Raw genomic sequence first — 17,905 nt, 5'->3', positions numbered from 1 at the left:
GGCAAACCTCTGGTAAGTCTCAAAGGGCGCTTTCCCGGATTCGCCGACGCAATTACCGCGGCGAAACGCGCCACGCAAGAGCGGCGCGCGCGCGATGTCAGCCAGCGCCCTTGGCCACCTGCTCCCGCCACCAGCGCTGCCCCGACTCGGGCAGCAGGTAGATCGGGTCGTAGTACTCGTACCGGCGCGTCATCGCCTCGGGATCGTTCTCCTCGATCCCCGTCCGGTAGTTCTTCGTCCAGTACGAGATGCCCTTCTCCCGATCGTACTCGGCGAGCTGGTGCACCCAGCGCTTCCCCACGTAGGGCACGTCGCAGACGATGCGCGGCGTCGCGAAGCCGGGCAGATATCCCATGATGTCGTGCTGGAGCTTCTCCGCCTCCCCGACGGTGGTGCGCCAGTGCTCGGAGTTGGGGATCATGTCGCACATATAGAAGTAGTACGGCAGCACGCGCGCGTGGTCCTGGAGCATGAAGCAGAGGTCGAGCAGCGCCTTCTGCGAGTCGTTCACGCCGCGCAGCAGCACTCCCTGGTTGCGGACGTCGCGAAAGCCCATCGAGAGAAGCGCACCCGCCGCCTTGCCCAACAGCGGCGTCACCTGGTTCGCGTGGTTCACGTGCGTGTGCAAGGACAGGTTCACGCCGCGCGAGAACGCCCTCTTCGCCAGCCGATCCAGGCCGGAAAGCACCTCGTCCTGGAGGAAGTGCTGCGGGATTCCCATCAGGCCCTTGGAGGCGAGCCGCACATCCTTGATGTTCGGCAGGTCGAGCAGCGCGGAAACGAACGGCTCGAGCTGCTGGATGGGCATGTTCGCGATGTCGCCGCCGGAGACCACCACGTCGCGCACGCTTGGCGTCGCGCGCAGGTAGTCGAGCATCTGCTGGTGCCGATCCTTCTGCGCCACCGCGAACTTCAGCTTCTTGACCTGGGGGACGGAGTTCCCCACCAGGTCCATGCGCGTGCAATGCCCGCAGTACTGCGGGCAGGTGGAGAGCATCTCCGCCAGCACCTTGGTCGGGTAGCGATGCGTGAGCCCTTCCACCTTCCACATCTCCGCCTCGTGCAGGCTGTCGCGCGACGCCTTGGGGTGGCTGGGCCAGTCGGTGCGCCGGTCGCTGAACGCGGGAAGCATGTAGCGCCGGAGCGGGTCCTCATAGAGGTTCCGCTCGTCCATGGTGTTGATCATGTGCGGCGTGATCAGCATGGACATGGTGGCGCGCTCGCGGATGTCGCGCGCCATGTCCTCGGCGAGCGCGTCCGTCAGGAACGCGCCGAGCGCCTCCTTCAGCTCGGCGAGCGTCTTGACCGTGTTCTTCCGCTGCCAGGTGGCGTCCTCCCAGTCCGCCCGCGTGACTGCGCGATAGCCCGGGAACCGCGTCCAGTCTGGCTCGGCGTAACCGCGGTCGAGGGGATAGTGAAAAGGCTGCTCCGACTTCTGCTTCGGCGCCTGCCGCGCTGCCGACATGCTCAAGAATTCCTCCGCAGTGCGTGAGTACCCGCGCAACACCGTCGGGTCAAGGCGGCTGCGCAGCCCGCTCGCGGCGGATACACTCGGGGGCCGTGCTCCGATTCAAGGTCGGCCCGTTCCCCGTCTCCGTCTATCCCTGGTTCTTCCTCAGCGCCATTCTTCTCGGCGCGGGGTACGGGTTCGGCTGGAGGATGGCGGCCTGGATCTTCGTCGTCTTCGTCAGCGTGCTGGTGCACGAGCTGGGCCACGCCATCCTCGGTCGGGCATTCGGCGGCCGCCCGGAGATCCGCCTGGAGGCGTTCGGCGGGGTGACCTTTCCCCAGTTCCGCTCCCGGCCGCGGCCGGGGCGGCAGTTCGTCCTCTCCTTCGCGGGACCCGTCGCCGGGCTGCTTCTCGGCTTGCTCGCGTACGGGATCGTTCGCGTTCTCCCCCCGGAGCGAGGTTCGGTGAGCGCGTTCGTGATGGCGCAGTTCGTCTGGGTCAGCGTCGTCTGGGCCGCCTTCAACCTGCTTCCGATCCTGCCGCTCGACGGCGGGAATATGATGCTCGCCTTCATCGAAGGGGTACGGCGCAAGCCGTCCGTCGCGCTCGCCTCCTGGATCTCGCTGGTCATGGCGCTCGCCGTCGCCGGCGCCGTCACCCTGATCTTCGGGCCCGACCCGTTTGCGCTGCTCTGGCTCGGCCTGTTCGCGCTGCAGAACTTCCAGCGGGCGCGGGCGGCCGCCGCCCACGAACGCGCTGCCGTCGCTCCGGCGGCGGTGGCGGAGGAAGACGCCGTCGAGCGCGGCGACGTCGCGGCAGCGATGGAAGACGCCCGCAGCGCGCTCCAGCGCCGCGATTTCGACTCCGCGATCGCCGCGGCCGTCCGCCTCGAAAGCGGCGGAGGCCCCTTCCGTCAGGCGGCCGCGCTCCGGCTGCGGGCCGGGATCGAGCTTGCGCGCGGGGACAACGAGTCGGCGGCGATGCTCGCCGGCCAGAGCTTCTCGATCTGGCAGAGCGCGGACGCGGCGGTGGTCGCGGCGCGCGCCAACTTGCGCGCCGGCGCCTCCGATCGCGCGCGCAACTGGCTCCGCCGCGCGCTGGAGGCGGGAGCGTCGGCGGCAGCGGTGCGAGCGGATCCGGAGCTGGCTTCCATCGCCTGACCCCCGCCCCCACGCGCTCACATCCGCGCCCAGTTGAAAAATGGACGCGCCTTTCCACGCCACCCGATAACGGTCGGACCGCGCCGTTGCGGCGCTGCCGGAGGGGTACTTCGTGAATCTCGCTCGCAACATCTGTGGCGTCGTGGCCGTGGCGCTTTCCTTTGCCTGCGCGGAGACGACGCAGGCGCCTTCGGTTGGCACCGTCGGGCTCAGCTCGGACGTCAGCGCGCTGAACAACGACGGCTCGCTCGCCCACGTCACCGCCAGCGTGACCGACGCCGCGGGCCGTGCCGCGACCGGGAACATCTCGTTCCTCGCCTCCGCGGGCAACGTCAACGGCACCGGCACGACGGCGGCCACGCTGACGCTGGATGCCGCCGGGCACGCGACCGTGACTTATGCCTGCGACTTCACGCTCGACCCCACCCATTGCGGAGCCGGCAGCGTCGTAGTGACCGCGAGTTGGTCGACCGTGGCGAACGGAACCCGCGTGACGCTCCAGGGTCCGTCGTCCACAGGAACGGATGCAGGCCCGACGTCCGGCGGCACCGATGCGGGCCCCATCGTCGTCGGACCGGCGGGTGCCGCGGCCTCGGTGACTGCCACGGCCTCTGCTCCGGCGGTCCTCGGTCTCAAGGGATCCGGAATCCAGGAGACCGGCGTCACCACATTCCTCGTCACCGATGCGAGCGGCCGGGCAGTGTCCGGCGCCACGGTCACCTTCGGCCAGAAGCAACCGGCCCTCGTGACGCTGGCGCAAGCCAGCGCAGTCACCAGCGGGGACGGCACCGTCTCCGTCGGATACGACGCCGGGCCACAAGTCGGTATTACGGCGATCACCGCCACGGTGACGGCGACCGGAGCTTCGGGCTCCCAGCCGATCGCGGTGCGCGGGGCCAAGCCGTCGGCGTCCGGCTTCTATTTCCGTTGCAACCGGATCAACCTGCCGGTCTACACGACGACCCTGGAGTACGAGACCAGCGAGTGCAGCGTCCGCCTCTCCGATCGCTACGGGAACCGCGTCGGGATCGCCACGCCGGTCTATTTCGCCGCCGAAACGGGCGCGATCAGCGCGAGCGCCACGACCAAGCCGTTCGACCTCAACAACCCGACGGATCCGGACGAGGGCACCGTCACCGTGACGTTCTCGTCCGATCCGGCGGGCGGCTTCGGTCCGGTCGAGACGGCTCCCTTCGCCGCAGACGCGACGCAGTTTCCGAAGCCTCGCGCGGCCGAGCCGTTCCAGGGTTCCGCCAACCCGCGCGATCAGCTCGTGACGATCATCGCCATGGTCCGCGGCGAGGAAGCCTTCGTCGATGCCAATCTCGACGGGCAGTACACCGCCGGGGAGCTGTTCGTCGACCAGGGCGACCCCTTCATCGACGCCAACGACGACAATGCCTATGACCCGGTCACCGAAGACCGTTTCTGCGGCGGGGCGAGCTGCGCGGCGTACAATCCGCCGAACGGCATCTGGGATTCCGACCGGACGATCTGGGCTCCGACGTGGGTGGTGTTTACCGAGGTCGGCGCGCCTATCTTCAGCGCCTGGGCTCCCGCACCCCAGACTTGCGCGGATTACATCGACAACAACGCGTCGAATACCTCCATTCTGTCCGCGTCCGTCCAGGTCCTCGATAGCTATCTGAACCTGCCAACGATCGGGACGAACTTTACCGTGGATCTGACAGCGCCAAAGGACGGGCTCAAGCTGACGAAGTACGGCGGCGACGCAATGCTCGACAATCTCGGCGCGATGGACTTGAGTCGTGAGGCGGTCTCGGCGGCGAACCCTACGTTGCCTTGCACCGTCGCAAACACGGTGAATGGCGCCTGCATCGTGCAGACCGAGTTCGGCGTTTGGTACAACGGCACCGTCCTGGGCTTCGACGTCGCCAACACGAACAAGACGCCCACCACCGCGGCGCCCGGGCACGCATGCGCGCCGTCGCCCACCGCCGGTACGCTCTCCGCCATCTTCCGGGTCACCGTCGGCGTCAACGGACCGCACGCGAGGAGCAGCGGCACGAAGAGCGGCACGTACGGTTTCTGAGCCGCGCAGGTTCATGGACCTGCGTCCTTGACCTGCCGCGGCGGGCGAAGCATCTTGCGCGCCCTCATGTCGACGGCCGCGAGACGGGTTGAGCTCTTCCCGCAGGCGAGCGATGCCGAGTGGGCCGACTGGCGCTGGCAGCTCCGCCACAGCATCCGCACCCTCGCGCAGCTCGAGCGGGCGATCGCGCTCACCGAGGACGAGCGCCGCGGCTGCGTCGAGACCGCGGACCTCTTCCGCCTCGGCGTCTCGCCGTACTACCTGAGCCTCATCGACCCCGGGCACCCGTATTGTCCGATCCGCATGCAGGCCATCCCGGTACGCGCGGAGGCCGAGGCGCATCCGGGCGAGCTGCGCGACCCGCTCGGGGAGGACAAGCACCGGCCGGTCCGCGCAATCGTGCACAAATACCCGGACCGGGTTCTTCTGCTTGCTCTCGATCACTGCTCGGTCTACTGCCGTCACTGCACGCGGCGGCGCATCACCTCCGGCGACGAGGGAGGCATCTCGCGGGAGGAGCTGCACGAGGCCGTGGACTATCTGCGCGAGCATCCCGAAGTGCGCGACGTGCTGGTCTCGGGCGGCGACCCGCTGTTGCTCTCCACCGAGCGGCTGATCGAGCTGCTGGAACAGATTCGCAGCGTTCCGCACGTCGAGATCGTCCGCATCGGCACCCGCATTCCCGTCTGCCTGCCCATGCGTGTGGACGACGAGCTGGCCGGGGCCCTGCGCAAGTTCGCTCCGTTGTACGTCGTCACCCACTTCAATCACGCGAAGGAGATCACCGGAGAGGCGCGTGAGGCCTGCGAGCGGCTCGTCGATCGCGGCATCCCGGTGGAGAACCAGGCGGTGCTCATGCGCCGGGTGAACTCCAGCGCCCGCGCGATCAAGGATCTGATGCAGAAGTGCCTGACCATGCGGGTGCGTCCCTACTATCTGCACCAGATGGACGTCGCCGAGGGCCTCGAGCACCTGCGCACGCCGCTCGCGAGAGGAATCGAGATCCTCCGCGAGCTCCGCGGCTGGACCAGCGGTCTCGCCGTCCCGCACCTCGCCGTCGATCTTCCCGGCGGGGGAGGGAAGGTGACGATCCAGCCCGAGTACGTGGTCGAGCGGCGCGCGCGCGAGACCATCTTCCGCAGCTACCAGGGCGAGCGGTTCGCCTACCCCGAGCCGCGCGCGACCGACTGCAGCGTTCCCTACGACGAAATCTTCTACGGCGCGGAACCGTCCCGGCCGGGACGCCGCCTTCGGGTCCTCCCTTGATCGCCAACGTCCTCGAAGCCGTCGCGCTCTGGATCCAGGGCGTCATCTCCGCCATGGGGTACGCCGGCATCGCCGGGTTGATGGCAATCGAGAGCGCCTGCATCCCGTTGCCCTCCGAAGTGATCATGCCGTTCGCCGGCAGCCTGGTTCCTTCGGGCCGCTTCACGCTCTTCGGCTGCGGCCTCTGGGGCGGCGTCGGCTGCGTCCTCGGCAGCATCCCCGCCTATTACGTCGGGGCTTATGGAGGCCGTCCGCTGATCCTGAAGTACGGACGCTACATCCTGCTCTCCCCGGAGCACCTGGACTGGGCTGACCGCTTTTTCGTCCGGCGCGGAGACGTGACCGTGTTCGTGGCGCGACTGCTTCCCGTGGTCCGCACCTTCATCGCCTTTCCGGCCGGCGTCGCGCGGATGCCGATGGGCAAGTTCATCGTCTACACCTTCGCCGGATCGTTCCCCTGGTGCCTCGGCCTCGCCTGGGTCGGCATGAAGCTCGGCGAGCACATCGACGAGCTCAAGCCCTGGTTCCACCGGTTCGACGCCGTCCTGTTGGCGATCGGTCTCCTCGCCGTCGCCTGGTTCGTTCGTAAACAGCTCAAGGCGCGCCGCGCGCTCTCCTGAAGCGGACGGTTCCGCGGGTGGGAACGGCCGTTCCCATCCCGCCTCTGCCACTCGCGTCGCCAGCGTGGCCGCCCGCTTGCACAGTTTTCCTCCGGACGCGGGCGGGGAGGCGGCACATGGGGTTCGGGCGGGTCGGGATGGCGTTGGTGCTGGCGGCGGGAATCGGGTGCGCGCATTTCGGCGCGTCGCGTCCCGACAGGCCGGTGCTCGCCGCCGGGAAGTACGCGGTCGAGTCGATCCGCTCTCGCGCCCAGCTCGACGGAATCGACCAGCTGATCGAGATCAGCGAGACCGGCACCAAGCTGACCGACGCGAATGGCGCCGAGCACGTCCTCACCGAGCGTGGCGCCCTGATGCTCGAGGAGAGCGGGCAGTGCCGGCTCGCGCTCGCCGTCTCCGTCGACGGCGAGGAGCCAGGCGTGTCCGATCGCGCCTGCCGCTGGCAGGCCGACGGCGACAGGTTCCTCCTCGGCGACTCAACCGGGGCCGGAACGCGCACGCTCTACCAGGTGCGCCGGAACGGCAGCCGGGTCGTGCTGGAGGGCGTCAACGACCTCGACCCGCAGGGCAACGTCGTCGGCGACGCGCGCGGAGAGCGTATCGTCCTGGTGGAGCGCGTTCCCGAGCTCGCGGGGCGGTCGGTCGACCGGACTTCCGAGGAGCAGGCCGCGCGCGAGATCCAGGAGTATCTGCACGACTTGTAGGAGTTAGACTGGGAGCGTGAAGCTCTTCGCCACCTCCCGCCTCCTCTCCGCCGCAGGCGTCCCCCATGGCTTCTCGATGCGGACGGGCGGCGTCTCTTCCGGCGCGTTCTCCTCGCTCAATCTCAGCGTTTCGGTCGGCGACGACGAAGCGGCGGTGCGCAGGAACCACGCGCTCCTTCGCGCGGCAGCGGGCCTCCAGGCGCCGATCGCCAGCGCCCATCAGGTCCACGGCGACCGCATCGTCGACGCGCGCATGCGCGAGGTGTTCGCGCCGACGGCAAGGCAGGAGGAAGGCGCGGACGCCATCGTTGCTCTCGGCGAGGGCGCCGTGGGAGTCCGCGTGGCGGACTGCGTCCCCATCCTCGTGCACGCCGAACGCGCCGCGGCGGCGGTGCACTCGGGTTGGCGAGGCGCGCGGCTGGGGATTGCCGGGCGCGCCATTCGCGCCCTTCAGCACGCGGCGGGAGCGGACCCGGCGCAGATGCTCGCCGCGATCGGACCTTGCATCGGTCGGTGCTGTTACGAAGTCTCGCCCGAGCTGGCCGCCGAATTTCGCGCGCTGTTCGGTCCGGAAGCAGCCGACGATCCGGCGCGGACGACAAAGCCGCACCTCGACCTGCGCCATTGCGTCGAACGCTCGCTTCTTCAGGCGGGAATTCCGCCCGAACGGATCGAGCAGGTCGAAGGGTGCACATCCTGCGACAGCAGCGCATGGTTCAGCCACCGCCGCGACAAAGGGCGCACAGGTCGGCATCTCGCCTTCATCGAAGTCCGCGACTCCTGAGCCTTTCTTTGACATGTCAGGCCCCCCGCGTAGATGATCGCGGGACGCGGCGCCATTGCCGCACAGAGGGGAAATCCGCTTGCGCTTCGGCTTTATTGCCGCCACGGCCATGCTCGTCGCCTGCGCTGGAGCGGCAGTGCGTCCGGCCGCCGAAAGTGAGGAGCTGAACGAGATGCGCGGTCAGATCCAGGCGCAGTCGGCGCTGCTCGCTCAGCAGCAGCGGCGGATCGAGGAGCTGGAAGTGAAGCTCGCCGCGCTGGCGGCCAAGGCGCAGCCGGCGCACGTGACCCCCGCGTCGCCCGCCCGTCCGGATCCGCGCCCGCCGGCCAAGACGGTGAAGGCGGGCGGACGCCTGCGCCGCACCGATCGGCCCAATCCGGTCGAGCACGCGCCGCGGCTCCCGAGTGACGTCGAGCTCCGTGAGCCCGACGAGGAAGCGCTGGCGCGCCTCGCCACGGATCCTTCGGTGGCGCGCGATTTCGACGCCGATCACATCTGGGCGGACGCCGTGCGCAAGCTCAACGAAGGACGCCATGTGGAGGCGGAAGTCGATCTGCTCGCTTTCGTGGCCACCTACCCGCAGCACAGCGCCGCCGACAATGCGCTCTATCTCGCGGGCCTCATTCGGGAGGTGCGCGGAGACTGCGCCGGCGCGCTGCAGATCTTCGAGAGCCTGCCGCTGAAGTATCCGGCCGGCGATGCGGTCCCGCAGGCGCAGCTCGAGCGCGGGCGCTGCCTCCGGGTTCTCGGGCGCAAGGCAGAGGCGAAGGCCGTTCTCAACCAGCTGAGCGCGGAGCACCCGCAAGCGCCGGAATCGGCGCACTCGCGGCAGCTCCTGCAGGGACTGTAGGGAGGGCACCGATGCGAACGCGGACGATCGCGCGATGGCGCAGGGGAGCAGGATGGGGAGGGGCGCTAACTCTGGCGCTTGCAGTTCAGGTGCGCGCGCAGCAGAACCAGCCGCCTCCGCCGGTGGCGCCGCAGGCCATGGATCCGCAGCAACAGGTCAGCCCCCGCCCGACTGCGCGGCGGCCTCACACCCTGACGGTGCCGGCGCAGCGGCCGGAGAACGCCCCCATCACGGAGCAGAGCCCTCGCCCGCCGCCCGACGCCAACATCCAGCCGGTTCCGGGAACGCCCGACGAGTACACCATCGTCAAGGGCGACACGCTCTGGGATCTCTCCCAGAAGTTCCTCAGCAATCCCTGGTACTGGCCCAAGATCTGGAGCCTGAACCCGAGCATCGAGAACCCGCACTGGATCTATCCAGGCAACAAGCTCCGCATCGTGCCCGGCGACGGCGGTGCCCAGGCTCCGGCGCAGGTCCAGGCCGAGGAGCCGGGCATCGACGCCGAGGCGCTGAACGCGCCGGAAGAGACGCCGCCGGGAGCTTCATGGGAGACCTCGGTGACCACGTCCGACACGCCCGACCTCGAGGTGGTCAAGAAGAACAGCCGCGAGACGCGCGCGGCGCTGAATTCCGTCAGCGTGAGCGGCAAGCTCGCCTTCTCGCCGCCGCCGGTCCTGAGCGTGCGCACGAGCGGGCTGGTGACGCCGGAAGAGATGCGCGACGCCGGCACGCTCGAAGCCTCGTTCGAGGAGAAGCAGATGCTCTCCACCTACGACACGGGGTACGCCCGGTTCAGGCATGACGTGCCGGCCAGGGTCGGCGACAAGCTGCTGATCTTCCGCCCGGAGGGGCCCATCGTCCATCCGATTTCGAATCGGACGCTGGCCCGGCAGACCAAGACGGTCGGTGTGGTCAGGGTCATCTCCATCCAGGGCACGCAGGCGACGGTGCAGATCGAGCGGACGTTCGAAGAGGTGGAACGCGGTGATCTCGTGCGTCCCTGGATCGCGCAGGAGAAGCGCATCGCCCCGCGGGCGAACGGCGCCGACGTGGTCGGCAGGATCGTCCAGAACGTGAACCCCGGCCTCACCACTTATGGCGAATACCAGGAGGTGTTCATCGACCGCGGCGTCGAAGACGGCGTCGAGGAAGGAAACACCTTCGCCGTCCTTCGCCAGGGCGACGGCCTGAACAATGCGTTCGTGACCAAGTCGTACACGGGCGGGAAGCAGGGCGCCCGGGCGGCAAAGGTCGCGGTCCCCGAGGAAAGCGTCGGGCTGCTCCTGGTCGTCGATGCGCGCGATCACCTGAGCACTGCCGTGGTGATCAAGAGCATCCGCGAGCTGCAGGCCGGAGACCTGGTCGAGATGCGCGGTTCCGGGTCCGGCGGCGGCGTGCAGTAGCTTGGCGCACGGGAGCCAGAGGGTGGCCGACGCCGCAGGGCGTGCGGGTCCCGACGTATTGGCCGCCTGTGCGCTGTCGGCGGTCCCGGGGATTGGCGCCTCGACGTTGGCGCGAATCGCCGCTCGGTTCCAGTCGCTCGAGGCTGCCCTGGAAGAAGGCCCCCGCGGCATCCTCGAGGCCGGCGAGCAGCTCGAGCTGAATCCGGAAGCGCGGCAGTATCTCGCGCAGGGTCCGAATCTCCGCGAGTTGGGTGTCCTGGTATTGAAGGCGGCTCGCGATGCGGGCGCCCGCGTGTTGCTGCTCGACGACGCGCAGTATCCGAAGAAGCTGCGGAGGATCCCGAATCCGCCGCGACTGCTCTACGTGCGCGGGAACCTGGCGCCAGAGGTCCGCCGGATCGCCGTCGTCGGCGCGCGCGAGGTCGGGGAGTCGGGACTGGCGCTGGCGCACGAGTTCGGCGACATGTTCGCCCGGGCGGGCGTCGAGGTGGTTTCGGGCGGAGCGCGCGGCATCGACGCCGCGGCGCACGAAGGAGCGCTCTGGGGACAAGGGACGTCCATCGCGGTGCTCGGATCTGGAATCGATGTCGTCTACCCTTCGGACAATCGAAGGCTCTTCGACCGGCTGGCGAACGGCGGGGGCGCCCTGGTCAGCGAGCTCGCGCCGGGAACGCAGCCGATGCCCAGAAATTTTCCGCGCCGAAACCGCACGGTTGCGGGATTGTCCGATGCGGTGGTGGTCGTCCGCGCCGCGCAGCGATCTGGCGCTTTGATCACGGCAGCCCACGCCACTGCGCAGAACATCCCTGTCTACGCCGTACCCGGCGATCCGGCGGATCCTCGTGCCGAGGGACCAAACGGCCTGCTGCGCGAGGGGAAGGCGAAGCTGGCAACCGGTCCGGCGGACGTCCTGACTGACCTGGGTTGGCCGATTCCCATGGCCACACCAGTCGATGACGCATCGCATTCAGCCGTTCCGGCATCCAACGAAACTGGCAAAAGGCCCGATACGGACACCGAAATCATCGATGCGACCGGTGCGAAACTCTGGAGACTTCTGGACGAGAGGACCCCTGCTCATGTAGACGACCTCGCCCTCCGCGCGCAGATCCCCGCCCGGGAAGCGCTGGGTAAGCTGGCGGAGCTGGAGTTGAAGGGCGTCGTCGTGCAGAGGCCCGGGAAATATTTCCTGCGCCGCTGAGCTTTCGAACCCAATTGGGAGTGACGGCATCGATCGCCGCCCCGAGGGAGTCATGGCAACCAGCAAGGTAGCAGCGAAGACGGCGAAAACCCGAAAGACCAGCGGTAAGGCGAGTGGGCAGGGCGAGGTGCCCACCCGCGGGAAGGGCAGCACCCTGGTCGTCGTCGAGTCTCCGGCGAAGGCCAAGACCATCAAGAAGTACCTGGGCTCCGGGTACGTGGTGAAGGCCTCGGTAGGCCACGTGATGGACCTGCCGAAGAGCAAGATCGGCGTCGATGTCGAGAACGGTTTCCAGCCCGTCTACGAGGTGATCGACGCGAAGAAGAAGGTGGTGGCGGAGCTCAAGGCCGCCGCCAAGGGCGTGCAGCTGATCCTGCTCGCGACGGACCCCGACCGCGAGGGCGAGGCCATCGCCTGGCACGTCTACGAGCAGCTGAAGCGGACCAAGATCCCCGCGCAGCGCATCCTCTTCAACGAGATCACCAAGAAAGCCATCCAGGAAGCCATCCAGAAGCCGCTGCAGCTCAACCGCGACCTGTACGACGCGCAGCAGGCGAGGCGCGTGCTGGATCGGCTGGTCGGGTACCAGATCTCGCCCATCCTCTGGAAGAAGGTTCGCCGTGGACTCTCGGCGGGACGGGTCCAGAGCGTCGCGGTGCGGCTGGTGGTCGAGCGGGAAGAGGAGATCGCGAAGTTCGTTCCCGTCGAGTACTGGAGCATCGAGGCAGACCTGCGCGCGGCGCTCCCGCCACAATTCCGCGCCAAGCTGATCCGGCTCGACGGCGAGAAGGCGGAGATTCCCACCGGCGATATCGCGAGGCCGCTGGTCGAGCAGCTGAGGCGCGAGAAGTTCGTCGTCATCGAGGTGACGAAGAAGGAGCGTCGTCGCAACGCCCCGCCGCCGTTCATTACTTCCAAGCTGCAGCAGGAAGCCGCGAACCGGCTGGGCTTCACCGCCAAGAAGACCATGACTCTCGCGCAGCGGCTCTACGAAGGCGTGGAGCTGGGAGACGACGGGCAGACGGCGCTGATCACGTACATGCGCACCGACTCCGTCCGGCTCTCTCCCGATGCGGTCGCAGGCGCGCGCGAGTACGTCGCGGGGCGCTGGGGGAAGGAGTACCTGCCCGGGGAGCCAGTCCAGTTCAAGACGAAGAAGAGCGCGCAGGACGCGCACGAGGCGATCCGGCCCACCGCGCTCGACCATCCGCCGGAGCGCGTGAAGCCGTTCCTCGAAAAGGACATGTTCCGGCTCTACGAGCTGATCTGGAACCGCTTCATCGCCTGCCAGATGGTGCCGGCGGTGTTCGATCAGACTACCGCCGACATCAAGGCGGGCAGGGCCACGTTCCGGGCCACCGGGCAGATCCTCAAGTTCCCCGGATACCTCGCGGTGTACGGGCAGGAAGCGGAGCAGCCGCAGGAGGAAGCGGGCGCCGAGAAGATGGAGGGCGAGGACGAGGAGAAGGGCGATATCTCCCGCCAGCTTCCGCCTCTGGAGTCGGGGCAGACGCTCGAGCTCATCGACCTGATCCCCGAGCAGCACTTCACCCAGCCCCCGCCACGGTTCACCGAGGCGTCGCTGGTCAAGGAGCTGGAGGAGAAGGGCATCGGCCGGCCGTCGACGTACGCCGCCATCCTCTCGACCATCCAGGACAAGGAGTACGTGGAGAAGAAGGAGGGTCGGTTCTTTCCGACCGATCTGGGGAAGATCGTCACCGAGCTTCTGCTAGGCGCCTTCCCGCGGGTGATGGACGTGCAGTTCACTGCGCGGATGGAGGAGGAGCTCGACGAGGTCGAGGAAGGCAAGATCGACTGGCAGTCGGTGCTGGGCGAATTCTACGAGCCCTTCAAGAAGAGCCTCGCGGCGGCGGAAGCGCAGATGCGCGACGTGAAGCGCGAGGAGAAGCCCACCGACCTGGTCTGCGAGAAGTGCGGTAGCCCGATGGTGATCAAGTGGGGCCGCATGGGGCGCTTTCTGGCCTGCTCCGGGTACCCCGACTGCAAGAACACCAAGGACTTCGTCGAGGAAAACGGCACGATCCGGGTAGTCGAGGATCTGCCCACCGAGGAGACCTGCCCCACGTGCGGCAAGCCGATGGTGAACAAGCGCGGTCGGTTCGGCCGGTTCCTCGCGTGCTCGGACTATCCCACGTGCAAGACGACCAGGCCGATCACCCTGAAGGGCGTGGTCTGCCCCGACTGCGGCGGCGGCCTCGCCGAGCGCAAATCGCGCTTCGGAAAGAGCTTCTTCGGCTGCGTGAACTACCCGAACTGCAAGTTCGCGGCGTGGGACCGGCCGATTCCAGGGCCGTGCCCGCAGTGCGGGAAGCCGTACCTGCTGCAGAAGTACACGAAGCGCGACGGCGCGTTCATCGCCTGTCCCGACAAGCAATGCGGGTACCGGCGCGAAGTCCCCGAGCCGGGGACGGACCCATCCGTCCAGGCACAGGCTTCCTGACGACGAGCGCGGCCCCTGGTCGGGTCTCATCCGGCGATGCTGTTCCCCTGAACGCCCGCCAGCTAGTCTGTTGCGGCTGGCGCGCCCCGCCTTAGCTTGATGTGCGTTCCGCAGCCGCGCCGGTGCTCGCGGTGGGGATTCGATCCCCGCGGTGACGGTGGGCTCGGTCGACGGGTCGTGGGCGTGACCCGGCCGGACTGCGGGGCGTTTCCGAGCTTGCCAGCGCTGACGTTGCCGTATAGCAACGCCCGCGGATGCAGCGCGACGTCCACATCATCGGCGGCGGTCTGGCGGGGACGGAGGCGGCGCTCCTGCTCGCGGATGCCGGAATCGACGTCGTTCTCCACGAGCAGAAGCCGCAGCGGCGCTCGCCCGCCCACAAAGAGGACGGGCTGGCGGAGCTCGTCTGTTCCAATTCGATGCGGTCCGACAATCCGCACAACGCCATCGGGCTGCTCCATGAGGAGCTACGCCGCCTGGGGTCGCCGGTGCTCGCACAGGCAGACCGCGCCCGGGTCCCGGCCGGCGACGCGCTCGCGGTCGACCGCGTGAAGTTCAGCTCAGGCCTGACGGCGCGAGTGCGCGAGCATCCGCGCCTCCGCGTCGCTTCCGGCGAAGTTCGCGAGCTTCCCCCGGCGCCGGATCTTTGCATCGTCGCCACGGGCCCGCTTACCGGAGAGGAGCTCGCGCGTTCCCTCGCACAGGCGGTTGGCGCTTCGCAGCTCGCGTTCTACGACGCCATCGCTCCGATCGTGGCCGGCGACTCGGTGGACCGCTCCATCGCCTTCGCCCAGTCGCGGTACGGGAAGGGCGAAGGCGCCGATTACCTGAATCTTCCTCTGGCGCGCGACGAGTACGAGCGTTTCGTCGACGAGCTGCTGCGCGGGCAGAAGGTCGCGCCACATGCGTTCGAGGAAGCGCGGTATTTCGAAGGGTGCCTTCCCATCGAGGTGATGGCCGAGCGCGGCCGCGACACCCTTGCCTTCGGTCCGATGAAGCCCGTGGGGCTGACCGATCCACATACCGGAAAGCGGCCGCACGCCGTGGTGCAGCTGCGGCGTGAAGACAAGGCGGGGACCGCCTGGAACCTGGTGGGGTTCCAGACGCGGCTCACCTGGCCGGAGCAGAAGCGCATCTTCGCAAGCTTCGTTCCCGGGCTGCGCAATGCGGAGTGGATCCGTCTCGGCCAGGTTCATCGCAACACCTTCCTGAACGCTCCCAGCGCGATTGCCGCAGACGGTTCGCTGAAGGCCCTGCGGCACGTCTACTGTGCCGGCCAGATCACCGGCGTCGAGGGTTACGTGGAGAGCGCCGCATCCGGGCACGTCGCCGCCCGCCGCATCCTCGCCCGCCTTCGCGGAACGGAGCTCTCGCCGCCGCCGGGCACCACCGCCATCGGGGCGCTCCTGCGGCACGTGACCGGCGAGGCCCATCCCGACGATTACGAGTACCAACCGACCAACGTCGTCTTCGCGCTCTTTCCGCCGCTGCCGGATCCGCATCGCAAGCACGAGCGCAAGCCGCGCATGGTCGCACGGGCGCGGCGCGATCTCGCGACTTGGGCGGCAGAGCAGGATATTGCGCTGCGCCCCGAACCGGCACCATGCGCTTCGACCGAACTGCGGCCGTAGTCGCGCTGTGCATCGCCTGCACGCAGGCGCCTCCAGGGCGCAAGCTCGCGTCCGGCGTCGCGCGCGGATTGATTGCCCGCGACGGCGCAGTGGCGTTCCTGCTCGACGCCACCCATCCAGACGACCGCGGCGTTCCCGACGATCTGCTCGCGGGAGATCTCTGGCTCGACGATGCCAAGGTCGGCTCCGGTGTCTCGGCGCAGGACGGGGCCTATGCGTTCTCGCCCCGGGGAGGCGAGCTGGCCTTCCTTGCCCGCTGGCGATTTCGCGACGGGGAGGGCGAGCTGTGGACGGCGGCGCCGGGAGTCGCGCCGCGCCTCGTGGCGCACGCGGCGCGCGCGTTTGCCTGGTCGCCGCACGGAGAGCTCGCATTTGCGGGCAGGGACGTCCTGGGCATCGGCGGGAAGACGGTCGCGCTCTCCGCGCTGCAGGCGATCTCCTGGTCCCCGGACGGCAGGCGCGTGGCGGCGCGTACGTCCGCGGCATCGGGCGGGACGCTCTGGACCATCGATCCGCTCTCGGGGACGGCGCAGAAGATCGCGGTCGCCACCTCTGATTTCGCTTTCGCTTCCGATGGCGCGCTCGCTGCTCTCGGGCCCCCGCCGCCCAAGGGTGGAGACCGGCCGCTCCTCGTCGACGGCAGGCCAATTGCCACCGCAACCGCGTTTGCGTTCTCGCCGGACGGCAGGGAGCTGGCGCTGTTCTCGACGGAGAAGCAGCCCGGCGAGGCGGCCGGCGATCTCTACCGGATGCCGAGATCGGGCGGCTTGCCGCGCCTCGCCGCGACGCGGGTGATCGACTGGCGCTGGGGAGCGGGCGGCGATCTGCTCTGCCTTGCCCGGTACGATCTCCGGGCGCGAGCGGGGACGCTGACGGCGATTGGCCCTGGCGGTGCCGCCCGGGAGATCGCCGCGAAGGTGCAAAGCTTCTCCGTGTTCGGCCGCCGCCTGCTGTATGTCGTCCAGGCGCCGCAGAAGGGCGACTTCAAGCTCGAGCTGTGGGGCATCGACCTGGCCGCGCCGCGCGGCGAGCCGCACCGGCTCGACGAAGGAGTCTACGGCTGGGCGCTCTCGCCCGACGGCGCAACCCTCTATTACAAGGCGCGCTGCGCGGGCGGCTCGAGGAGCTGCTCGCTGCTGCGCGCGCCGTTTTCCGGCGGCGCGCCGGAGCTCCTCGCCGCCAACGTGGCGGGATTCGATCTCTCGCGCGACGGCATGCGCATCCTGGTGCAGCAGCCGCACCGCGGCGCGCCTCGCGCCGTCGACGTGGCGGTGATTTCCGCCGCCGGGTCGCCGATGGACCGGCTCAAGCCGCTGGCGGAGGAGGTCGATCCGACCTCGCGCTTCGCGGACGATGCAGGCAAGCATGTCGTCTACGCCATCGTCGCCGCCGGACGGTCCGGCGTGTTTCTGGCGGACGTTCCCTGACGCCGGCAGGATGCCCGGCATGAATCCGGAGATCGACGCCTTCGCGGCCCACCTGGCGCGGGTGGAGCGCGCCTCTGCCCACACCGAGCGGGCGTACGTCTCCGATCTGCGGCAGCTTGCGGCCTTCCTCGACGAGCGCGGGATTTCGCTCGATGCGGCGACGCGCGACGACCTGCGGGCATTCCTCGCCTCCCGCTACTCCGCCAACACACCGGCCACGCTTGCGCGCAAGCAGTCGAGCCTGCGGGCGTTCTACGAGCACCGCGTGCGCATGGGTCACATCGCAGACAGCCCGGCGCGCCGGCTGGCGTTCCCGAAGCGGCGTGTCTCGCTGCCCAATGTCGTCTCCGTCGACGACTGCTTCGCCATCGTCGCCGCACCCTCCTCGCGAAGCGCAGCTGGCCTGCGCGATCGGGCGGCGCTCGAGCTGCTCTACGGCGCGGGCCTGCGCGTCTCGGAGCTCGTAGGCCTGAATCTCGATGACGTCACGCAGGATTCGCTGCGCGTGCGCGGGAAGGGCGGAAGGGAGCGCATCGTTCCACTCTTGCGCAAGGCGCGCGGCGCGCTCGACGCGTACCTCGCGCGGCGCGCGGAGCTGCGGCCGTCGGGAACGGCGCTGTTCCTCAACCGCCGCGGGACGCGGCTGACGGTGCGCAGCGTCGCCCGGCATCTGGCAAAGTATGCGCTGATCGCCGGAGCGCGCCGGCACGTGCACCCGCATGCGCTCCGCCACAGCTTCGCCACCCACTTGCTCGACATGGGCGCGGACTTGCGGGGAATCCAGGAGCTGCTCGGCCACGCGTCGCTGTCGACGACACAACGATACACGCACGTCTCCGCCGAGCGGCTGCTGCAGGCATACGAAGACGCCCACCCGAGAGCGCACAAGAAGTAG

General features: G+C 68.8%; 14 protein-coding genes. 13 read left to right on the top strand and 1 reads right to left on the bottom strand.

The features are described 5' to 3' along the window. Positions 1 to 97 precede the first annotated feature (97 nt). Positions 98 to 1,465, bottom strand: coding sequence for a lysine 2,3-aminomutase (locus tag E6J58_11740; GenBank protein ID TMB37286.1), 1,368 nt, complete (start codon positions 1,463 to 1,465; stop codon positions 98 to 100). Positions 1,466 to 1,560: 95 nt separating this feature from the next. Here E6J58_11740 and E6J58_11735 point away from each other — a divergent pair, with 95 nt between their 5' ends. The 13 genes from E6J58_11735 to E6J58_11675 all read left to right on the top strand — a co-directional run bounded on the left by E6J58_11735 (position 1,561) and on the right by E6J58_11675 (position 17,905). Further along, positions 1,561 to 2,610, top strand: coding sequence for a hypothetical protein (locus E6J58_11735; GenBank protein ID TMB37285.1), 1,050 nt, complete (start codon positions 1,561 to 1,563; stop codon positions 2,608 to 2,610). A 112-nt stretch (positions 2,611 to 2,722) separates the two neighbouring features. Next, positions 2,723 to 4,663 (top strand): hypothetical protein, encoded by a 1,941-nt coding sequence (locus E6J58_11730; GenBank protein TMB37284.1) that lies wholly within the window; start codon positions 2,723 to 2,725, stop codon positions 4,661 to 4,663. A gap of 66 nt (positions 4,664 to 4,729) precedes the next feature. Beyond that, entirely contained in the window at positions 4,730 to 5,929 is a 1,200-nt protein-coding gene (locus E6J58_11725) for a KamA family radical SAM protein (protein ID TMB37283.1), read from the top strand. Continuing rightward, positions 5,926 to 6,549 (top strand): DedA family protein, encoded by a 624-nt coding sequence (locus E6J58_11720; protein ID TMB37282.1) that lies wholly within the window; start codon positions 5,926 to 5,928, stop codon positions 6,547 to 6,549. The genes E6J58_11725 and E6J58_11720 overlap by 4 nt, the downstream gene beginning before the upstream one ends. Positions 6,550 to 6,665: 116 nt before the next feature. Next, the gene (locus E6J58_11715; GenBank protein ID TMB37281.1) at positions 6,666 to 7,253 is read left to right on the top strand and encodes a hypothetical protein; all 588 of its coding nucleotides are present in this window, start codon (positions 6,666 to 6,668) and stop codon (positions 7,251 to 7,253) included. Between the two features lie 76 nt (positions 7,254 to 7,329). Next, on the top strand, positions 7,330 to 8,037 hold the full coding sequence (locus E6J58_11710) for a laccase domain-containing protein (protein TMB37408.1): 708 nt from the start codon (positions 7,330 to 7,332) through the stop codon (positions 8,035 to 8,037). Positions 8,038 to 8,116: 79 nt separating this feature from the next. Beyond that, on the top strand, positions 8,117 to 8,887 hold the full coding sequence (locus tag E6J58_11705; protein TMB37280.1) for a tetratricopeptide repeat protein: 771 nt from the start codon (positions 8,117 to 8,119) through the stop codon (positions 8,885 to 8,887). A gap of 11 nt (positions 8,888 to 8,898) precedes the next feature. Next, positions 8,899 to 10,290 (top strand): LysM peptidoglycan-binding domain-containing protein, encoded by a 1,392-nt coding sequence (locus E6J58_11700; protein TMB37279.1) that lies wholly within the window; start codon positions 8,899 to 8,901, stop codon positions 10,288 to 10,290. 262 nt (positions 10,291 to 10,552) lie between these two features. Next, the gene (gene dprA, locus E6J58_11695) at positions 10,553 to 11,491 is read left to right on the top strand and encodes a DNA-protecting protein DprA (protein TMB37407.1); all 939 of its coding nucleotides are present in this window, start codon (positions 10,553 to 10,555) and stop codon (positions 11,489 to 11,491) included. A gap of 52 nt (positions 11,492 to 11,543) precedes the next feature. Then, positions 11,544 to 13,952 (top strand): type I DNA topoisomerase, encoded by a 2,409-nt coding sequence (gene topA / locus E6J58_11690; protein TMB37278.1) that lies wholly within the window; start codon positions 11,544 to 11,546, stop codon positions 13,950 to 13,952. A gap of 254 nt (positions 13,953 to 14,206) precedes the next feature. Then, on the top strand, positions 14,207 to 15,583 hold the full coding sequence (locus tag E6J58_11685; protein TMB37277.1) for a methylenetetrahydrofolate--tRNA-(uracil(54)-C(5))-methyltransferase (FADH(2)-oxidizing) TrmFO: 1,377 nt from the start codon (positions 14,207 to 14,209) through the stop codon (positions 15,581 to 15,583). Next, positions 15,556 to 17,010, top strand: coding sequence for a hypothetical protein (locus E6J58_11680; protein ID TMB37276.1), 1,455 nt, complete (start codon positions 15,556 to 15,558; stop codon positions 17,008 to 17,010). The genes E6J58_11685 and E6J58_11680 overlap by 28 nt, the downstream gene beginning before the upstream one ends. A gap of 10 nt (positions 17,011 to 17,020) precedes the next feature. Beyond that, positions 17,021 to 17,905: a tyrosine recombinase XerC gene (locus E6J58_11675; protein TMB37275.1), complete on the top strand. Its 885-nt coding sequence runs from the start codon at positions 17,021 to 17,023 to the stop codon at positions 17,903 to 17,905.

The organism is Deltaproteobacteria bacterium (genome assembly GCA_005879535.1).
Lineage (GTDB): Bacteria > Myxococcota > Myxococcia > Myxococcales > 40CM-4-68-19 > 40CM-4-68-19.
This window is presented reverse-complemented; position numbering and strand designations above follow the sequence as displayed.

Coding starts and splice junctions, on each gene's coding strand:
- E6J58_11740 (TMB37286.1), bottom strand. CDS start 1,465: ATGTCGGCAGCGCGGCAGGCGCCGAAGCAGAAGTCGGAGCAGCCTTTT.
- E6J58_11725 (TMB37283.1), top strand. CDS start 4,730: ATGTCGACGGCCGCGAGACGGGTTGAGCTCTTCCCGCAGGCGAGCGAT.
- E6J58_11715 (TMB37281.1), top strand. CDS start 6,666: ATGGGGTTCGGGCGGGTCGGGATGGCGTTGGTGCTGGCGGCGGGAATC.
- E6J58_11710 (TMB37408.1), top strand. CDS start 7,330: ATGCGGACGGGCGGCGTCTCTTCCGGCGCGTTCTCCTCGCTCAATCTC.
- E6J58_11700 (TMB37279.1), top strand. CDS start 8,899: ATGCGAACGCGGACGATCGCGCGATGGCGCAGGGGAGCAGGATGGGGA.
- topA (TMB37278.1), top strand. CDS start 11,544: ATGGCAACCAGCAAGGTAGCAGCGAAGACGGCGAAAACCCGAAAGACC.
- E6J58_11685 (TMB37277.1), top strand. CDS start 14,207: ATGCAGCGCGACGTCCACATCATCGGCGGCGGTCTGGCGGGGACGGAG.
- E6J58_11680 (TMB37276.1), top strand. CDS start 15,556: ATGCGCTTCGACCGAACTGCGGCCGTAGTCGCGCTGTGCATCGCCTGC.
- E6J58_11675 (TMB37275.1), top strand. CDS start 17,021: ATGCCCGGCATGAATCCGGAGATCGACGCCTTCGCGGCCCACCTGGCG.